Here is a 7,605-nt window from a genome sequence, read left to right on the forward strand (position 1 = left end):
CGGCCGCCTCACCCCCGCGCGCTACGCGTGCGTCCGCAGCAGCGTCCGCATCGTCCGCATCGCCACCGACAGGTTCGCGAGGTCGAACGCGTCCGACCCCTGGATCTCCTCCAGCGTGGAGCGCGAGCGCGACAGGATCGCCGCGTTCTTCTCCTCCCACGCCTCGAACCGCTCCTCGGGCGTGGAGGACCCGTTGCCCACGCTCAGCACGTCGCCGGTGAGCGCCGCGTGCGCCGCGTACAGGTCCTCGCGGATGGAGGCACGGGCCATCGATTGCCAGCGGTCCGCCCGCGGCAGCTCGATGATCCGGTCCATCAGCTGCGTGATACCCAGCCGGTCCGCGAGGTCGTAGTACACCTCGGCGACGGACAGCGGGTCCTTGCCCGTACGGTCCGCGATCGCCACGATGTCGAGCGCCGGGAACGCCGACGAGAATCCGGCGACGCGCTGCGCGAGCGCGTCCGGGACCCCCGCCTCGGTGAGCTCGTCCAGGATTCCCTGGTACCACTCCTGGTCCGCGCCCTTCAGCATCTTCGGCAGCTCGGCCCAGACCTGCTCGACCCCGTCACGGAAGAAGTCGATCGTTCCGGCGATCTCCAGCGGCTGCGGCCGGTTGCCGAGCAGCCAGCGCGAGCCGCGCTCGACGAGCCGTCGCGAGTGCAGCCGGATCCGGGTCTGCACATCGGCGGCGACCTCGTTGTCGAGCGCCTCGACGGCGTCCCACACCTCACCGAGGCCGAAGATCTCCCGGGCCGCGAACTGGGCCCGCACGATCTCCGCGATCGAGGCGCCGGTCTCTTCCCGCAACCGGTGCAGGAACGTCGAACCACCGGTGTTCACCGTGTCGTTCACCAGGACCGTGGTGATGATCTCGCGCCGCAGCGCGTGCCCGTCGACCGCGTCCTGGTAGCGCTCGCGCAGCTGCTGCGGGAAGTAGGCGTGCAGCAGCTTCTGCAGATGTGGGTCGTCCGGCAGGTTCGTCCCGATCAGCTCCTGCGCCGCCGTGATCTTCGTGTAGGCGAGCAGGACGGCCAGCTCGGGCTGGCTGAGCCCCTTGCCGGCGTTCAGCAGTTCACGGATCTGCCGGTCGGTGGGCAGGAACTCCAGGGCCCGGTCGAGGTACCCGTCGCGGCCGAGACGGCGCATGAAGCGCTGCTGGGCGTGGAGCAGGGAGGGCGCCTGGGCGGCCGAGTTGGCGAGTGCGGTGTTCTGCGCGTAGTTGTTGCGCAGCACCAGGTGGCCGATCTCGTCGGTCATCTCGGCGAGCAGCTTGTTGCGCTGCTTGACCGTCATGTCGCCGTCCCGCACCAGGCCGTTGAGCAGGATCTTGATGTTCACCTCGTGGTCGGAGGTGTCCACACCGGCGCTGTTGTCGATCGCGTCGGTGTTGATCCGGCCGCCGGTACGGGCGAACTCGATACGGCCGAGTTGGGTGGCCCCGAGGTTGCCGCCCTCGCCGACGACCTTGGCGCGCAGGTCCTCGCCGTTGACGCGGATCGCGTCGTTGGCCTTGTCCCCGACGTCCGCGTTCGACTCGGCGGAGGACTTGATGTACGTACCGATGCCGCCGTTCCACGCGAGGTCGACGGGGGCCTTGAGGATGGTCTGCATCAGGTCGGCGGGCGTCATCTTGGTGACCCCGGCCTCGATGCCGAGCGCCTCGCGCATATGGGCGTTGACCGGGATCGACTTGGCGCTGCGCGGGTGGACGCCGCCGCCCGCGGAGATCAGCGACTTGTCGTAGTCGGCCCAGGAGCTGCGCGGCAGGTCGAAGAGGCGGCGCCGCTCGGCGTACGAGGTCGCGGCGTCCGGCTTCGGGTCGATGAAGATGTGCCGGTGGTCGAAGGCCGCGACGAGCCGGATGTGCTCGGAGAGCAGCATCCCGTTGCCGAACACGTCGCCCGACATGTCGCCGACGCCGACGACGGTGAAGTCCTCGGTCTGCGTGTCGTGGCCGAGCTCCCGGAAGTGCCGCTTGACGGACTCCCAGGCACCGCGGGCGGTGATGCCCATGCCTTTGTGGTCGTAACCGGCCGAACCGCCGGAGGCGAACGCGTCACCGAGCCAGAAGCCGTACGCGACGGCGACCTCGTTGGCGATGTCGGAGAACTTCGCGGTTCCCTTGTCGGCGGCGACGACGAGGTAGGTGTCGTCCTCGTCGTGCCGGACGACGTCCTTGGGCGGCACGACCTCGCCGGCCACCATGTTGTCGGTGATGTCGAGCAGCGCCGAGATGAAGGTGCGGTACGAGGCGATGCCCTCGGCCATCCAGGCGTCACGGTCGACGGCCGGGTCCGGCAGCTGCTTGGCGACGAAGCCGCCCTTGGCGCCGACCGGCACGATGACGGTGTTCTTCACCATCTGTGCCTTGACCAGGCCGAGGATCTCCGTACGGAAGTCCTCGCGCCGGTCCGACCAGCGCAGACCGCCGCGGGCGACCTTGCCGAAGCGCAGGTGGACGCCCTCGACGCGCGGCGAGTAGACCCAGATCTCGAACGCCGGGCGGGGCGCGGGCAGGTCCGGGATCGACTGCGGGTCGAACTTCATCGACACGTAGCTGTGCGGCTTGCCGCTCTCCGCGCGCTGGAAGAAGTTGGTGCGCAGGGTGGCCTTGATGACGGTGAGGAAGGACCGCAGGATCCGGTCCTCGTCGAGCGAGGCGACCTGGTCCAGGGCGCCGTCGAGTTCTTCGAGGAGCCCGTCGGTCAGCTCCGTACCGGCGCTCTGCCGCTCCGGCGACATCCGGGCCTCGAACAGCGAGACCAGCAGCCGGGTGGTGTGGACGTTGTTCTGGAGGGTGCTCTCCATGTAGTCCTGGCTGAAGGTCGATCCGGCCTGGCGCAGGTACTTGGCGTAGGCGCGCAGCACCATGGCCTGGCGCCAGTTCAGACCGGCGCTCAGCACCAGCGCGTTGAAGCCGTCGTTCTCCGCCTCGCCGGTCCACACGGCGGCGAAGGCCTCCTGGAACCGTTCCCGGGCATCGTCGGCCAGATAGCCGCCGTTGGCCGTGGCCTGCGGCATCCGCAGCCCGAAGTCGTAGATCCAGGCGTGCGTACGGTCCGCGCAGCGCAGCTCGTACGGACGCTCGTCGACGACCTCGACACCGAGCCGCTGGAGGGCCGGCAGGACGGCGGACAGGGAGACCTGCTCACCGGTCCGGTAGATCTTGAACCGGCGCTCGCCGGGGGCGGCGCCGACCGGTTCGTACAGGCTGAGGGCGAAGTCCTTCTCGTCCTTCTTGAGGGCTTCGAGGTGGACCAGGTCGGCCACGGCGGAGCGCGGCGAGTGGTCGGCCTTGTAGCCCTCGGGGAACGAGTGCCCGTACTGGCGCAGCAGCTCGGCGGCGCGTTCCTCACCGCATTCGGCGCCCAGCGCCTCCTGGAAGCCGTCGGCCCAGGACCGGGCGGCCTCGACGAGCCGGGCCTCGATGCGGTCGGCCTCGGCGTCGGTGAGGCTGGGCAGCTCGCTGCCGGGGGCGACCCGGACGACGAAGTGCAGCCTGGACAGGATCGACTCGGTGTTCCAGGCGGTGAAGTCGACGCTGGTGCCGTTCAGCTCCTCCTTGAGGATGTCGATCAGCCGCAGGCGCACACCGGTGGTGTAGCGGTCGCGCGGCAGGTAGACGATCGCGGAGTAGTAGCGCCCGTACTCGTCCTGGCGCAGGTAGAGCCGCAGCCGGCGCCGCTCCTGGAGGTAGAGCACCGACGTGACGATGGAGCGCAGCTGGTCGGGCGGCGTCTGGAAGAGCTCGTCGCGGGGGTACGTCTCCAGGATCTGCAGCAGGTCGCGGCCGTCGTGGCTGTTGTACGAGAAGCCCGCGCCCTCCAGCACCTCGGCGACCTTGCGGCGGATGACGGGCACCCGGCGCACGGACTCGGTGTAGGCGGCGGACGAGAACAGTCCGAGGAAGCGGCGCTCGCCGATGACGTTGCCCTCGGCGTCGAACTTCTTCACACCGACGTAGTCGAGGTAACTGGGCCGGTGCACGGTCGCCCGGCTGTTGGCCTTGGTCAGGACGAGGAGCTTGTGCTCACGGGCCTTGGCGCGGACATCCGCGGGCAGCCGGTCGAAGGAGGGGCTGACCGGGTGTGCCTCGTCCTCGCTGTGCTGCGGGTCGGCCCGCAGGATGCCGAGGCCGGTGCCGGGCACGGCGGCCAGCGCGTCGCTGTCCTTCAGCTCGTACTCGCGGTAGCCGAGGAAGGTGAAGTGGTCGGCGGCGAGCCAGCGCAGGAGTTCCCGCGCCTCGTTCACCTCGTCGTCGGCGAGGTCGTCGAGCGGCTCGCCGGGCAGGTCGTCGGCGATGCGCAGCGCGGCGTCCCGCATCTTCTCCCAGTCCTCGACGGTCTCCCGTACGTCGGACAGGACCCGCAGGAGGTCGAGCTGGATCTGCTTGAGGTCGGCGCGGTCGGTCTCGCGGTCGATCTCGACGTGGATCCAGGACTCGACGAGCGCGTCGTGCGGCAGCTCGGCCTTGGCGTCCTTCGCACCCTTGGCGTTCTTCCGGCCGGCCTGGGGGTCCGTCGAGATGCCGACGCCCTCGGTGAGGACCTCGATCAGCTTGCCGGTCACGTCGCGGCGGACGATGACCTGCGGGTGGATCACGACGTGGATGCCGCGGCCCTGACGGGACAGCTCGTTGGTGACGGAATCGACCAGGAACGGCATGTCGTCGGTGACGACCTCGACGACGGAGTGGCTGCAGGTCCAGCCGTTCTCCTCGACGGTCGGGGTGTGCACCCGGACGTTGGCCGTGCCCTGCGGACGGTCCTCGGCGAGCCGGTAGTGGGAGGAGGCGGCGCCGAAGACGTCGACCGGGTCCCGGCCCGCGATGTCCTCCGGAGCGGTGTGGAGGTAGTAGCGCTGGAGATAGGCGAGCAGTACGTCCTGACGCGAACGCTCCTGCCCGGCCCCGGTGCTGTCGTCGGCGCCGGTGGCCGCGACCTTCACCCGGGGGCTACCGCCCGGGCCACCGACACCACCGCCCGGGCTGTTGTCAGCTACCTCGGCAGCCCGTGCGAGCAGCTCGGCCTTGGCTTCGTCCAGCTTGGTCTGCATGTCCTCTGGCTCCTGTCGCGCGCCGTTGCGTGACGTAGGTGAAAAAGACGACGTACCGCCTCGACACGGGGTTTCCGGTCTGAGACCGACCGTCGCACGGGAGGGCGGCGTCACGGGGCTGGGCACGCGCATCTGCGGCGTTGTCGTCAATCACCATGGCTTCGCCATGCCTCGATCCTCCGCCTCGCAGCTGCGCACACCCCGCCCCGTTCCTTCTCCCACCCCCCATACGACGGTCGGCCTGCGTCGACGCTATGCCGCTATGAGAGACGCCCGGGACCTTATTGGCCATTTTTGGCGGTCGGGCCGGGCTGAGGGGATCAGTGAGGGCCCGGGTGCTGTGGCACTCCGGGCGCAGGCCGGGGGCTTCGCTGCCCCCGAGGCGTATCGCGCTGATCACGGGGTCCAGGCTATCTCGCCCGCCCCCGTCACCGTCACGAGCCGTATGTGTACAAAAGAAGACCCCGAACTTTGACACTCTGGACAGCGCGCAAGCCCTGACTGCCGCACTCTGGTACCGGTAAACAGAACAGGCCGACGCACCGTGGGGAGCCCCGCCATGGCACCGAAGATCCTGATCGTCACCGGCGACGCCGCCGAGTCCCTCGAAGTCCTCTACCCGTACCAGCGGCTGCGCGAGGAAGGTTACGAGGTCCACATCGCCGCTCCTTCCCGCAAGACGCTCCGCTTCGTGGTCCATGACTTCGAGCCCGGCTTCGACACCTACACCGAGAAGCCCGGCTACACCTGGCCCGCCGACCTGGCCTTCTCCGAGGTCGACCCGGACGATTACGTGGCCCTGGTCGTCCCGGGCGGGCGCGCTCCCGAATACCTGCGCAACGACGCCGGTCTCCGCACGATCCTCTCGGCGTTCTTCGACACGGACCGCCCGGTGGCCCAGATCTGCCACGGCCCGCTGATGACGGCCGCGACCGGCGCGCTGAAGAACCGCCGGGTGACGGCCTATCCCGCGCTGGAGCCGGACATGGCGACGGCCGGGGCCGCCTTCGAGGACACCGAGGTCGTGGTGGACGGCACCCTGGTCTCGTCCCGCGCCTGGCCGGACCACTCGGCCTGGATGCGTGAGTTCCTGACCGTGCTCCGCACCAAGGCCCCGGTGACCTGAGCCCCGTCCCGCGGCCCCGCCGACCGGGCCCGCCCCACGGGGCCGCCGGCTACTCGCTCAGCTGCTGGGCGAGGGCCGCGGCCTCGGCCAGGGTGTCCACGACGGGCACCCCTGCCGCCTCCAGGCTGCTGCGGCTGTGCGATCCGCCGGTGAAGAGCACCGCCTTCGCTCCGACGTGGGCCGCGGCCACCGCGTCGTCCACGGCGTCACCGATGACCACCGTGTACGTGGGCGATATCCCGTCCAGCGCCGCGAAATGCCGCTCCATGTGCTGCGCCTTGCTGCCGCCGGACGGCCCGGTGCGCCCGTCGACGCGCACGAAGTGGCGCTCGATGCCGTATCCCCGCACGACCGGGACCAGGTGCTCGTGCCCGTACATGCTCAGCAGGGACTGGCTCCGGCCGGCCAGCTGCCACTGCGCGAGCAGTTCCGCGGCCCCTTCGGTCAGTCCGCAGGCCTCGCGCTGCTCGGTGTAGTGACGGTGGAAGACCCCGTCCATCCGCTCCCACTCGACGTCCGTGGGCAGCCGGCCCATCAGGCGCTCGTAGAAGCGGGGTATCGGGATGCAGTACATCTCGCGGTACTGCTCCAGGGTGATCGGCGCGAGGCCGATCTCGGCGAACGCGGCGTTCGTCGCGCCGACGACCGCGGTGTTGTCGTCGAGCAGAGTGCCGTTCCAGTCCCAGACCAGATGCGTGCGGTGCTTCCCGTTCGTCCCCATGCGAGAAAAATACCCGCTGCCACTGACAACCGGCCGAACAGCCCTGCGCGGCCCTTCGCGGGCCCCGCTCACCCGATCAGGTTCGGGATCTCCTGGATGCCGAACCACAGGAGCTCGTGGTCCTCGGCGCCGTCGACGGTGAACTGGGCGTCGTCGTCCCCGAGGTCAGCCGCTCCCAGGGCGGCCGCGGCGGCGGTGACGTCCTTGTCGGCCTCGTCCGAGTCGACGTGCACGGCCGCGGCCTTGGCCAGCGCGACCGCGGAGGCGATGGTGACCTCACCGAGCGAGGAGGCGTCGAGGATGTGGTCCGGGTCGGCGACCGCGGCCCCGTCCGGCACGTCGACGGCGACGACGACACGTCGGCGGGCGGCTCCGGGGTCCCCCGCGATCAACCGCAGTGACGCGGACGCGGCCCGGTTGAGCGCCGCGTACTCCAGCTCCTCGATGTCGTCGGAGACGTACCACTCGCGCAGCGCGGGGGTCACCGCGTAGGCGGTCAACGGGCCTGGGCCGACCTCGCCGGCCCGGTGCGCCGCTGCGAGCCCGGAGAGGGTCAGGGGGACGTACACGCGCATGGCTGGGGTCGCTTTCGTAGTCGGAACGCCCTCAGGATACGTGCGGCGTCCCCCTTTGGGGTTACGTGTCCGGCCTCCGCCCCGTCCACCCGGCAACCGTCCCTCACCCTGCCCGGCCCGTCCCGGGC

General features: G+C 70.1%; 4 protein-coding genes. 1 reads left to right on the plus strand and 3 read right to left on the minus strand.

From position 1 onward, the window contains the following. Positions 1–21: 21 nt before the first annotated feature. Positions 22–5,055, minus strand: coding sequence for an NAD-glutamate dehydrogenase (locus tag EAO72_RS21595; RefSeq protein WP_148018952.1), 5,034 nt, complete (start codon positions 5,053–5,055; stop codon positions 22–24). A gap of 559 nt (positions 5,056–5,614) precedes the next feature. On the opposite strand from EAO72_RS21595, the gene EAO72_RS21600 reads away from it, so the two are divergent. Then, positions 5,615–6,181, plus strand: a complete 567-nt coding sequence (locus EAO72_RS21600; protein ID WP_148018953.1) for a DJ-1/PfpI family protein — start codon at positions 5,615–5,617, stop codon at positions 6,179–6,181. 49 nt (positions 6,182–6,230) lie between these two features. Here EAO72_RS21600 and EAO72_RS21605 read toward each other — a convergent pair whose 3' ends face one another. Together EAO72_RS21605 and EAO72_RS21610 are read right to left on the minus strand one after the other, a co-directional pair. Beyond that, positions 6,231–6,902 carry an HAD family hydrolase gene (locus EAO72_RS21605; RefSeq protein WP_148018954.1) on the minus strand — a complete coding sequence of 224 codons (672 nt, stop codon included), beginning with the start codon at positions 6,900–6,902 and terminating at the stop codon, positions 6,231–6,233. A gap of 68 nt (positions 6,903–6,970) precedes the next feature. After that, positions 6,971–7,477 carry a DUF6912 family protein gene (locus EAO72_RS21610; RefSeq protein ID WP_148018955.1) on the minus strand — a complete coding sequence of 169 codons (507 nt, stop codon included), beginning with the start codon at positions 7,475–7,477 and terminating at the stop codon, positions 6,971–6,973. Between the last annotated feature and the right edge of the window lie 128 nt (positions 7,478–7,605).

The organism is Streptomyces sp. OR43, from assembly GCF_008042275.1.
Taxonomy (GTDB): Bacteria; Actinomycetota; Actinomycetes; order Streptomycetales; family Streptomycetaceae; genus Streptomyces.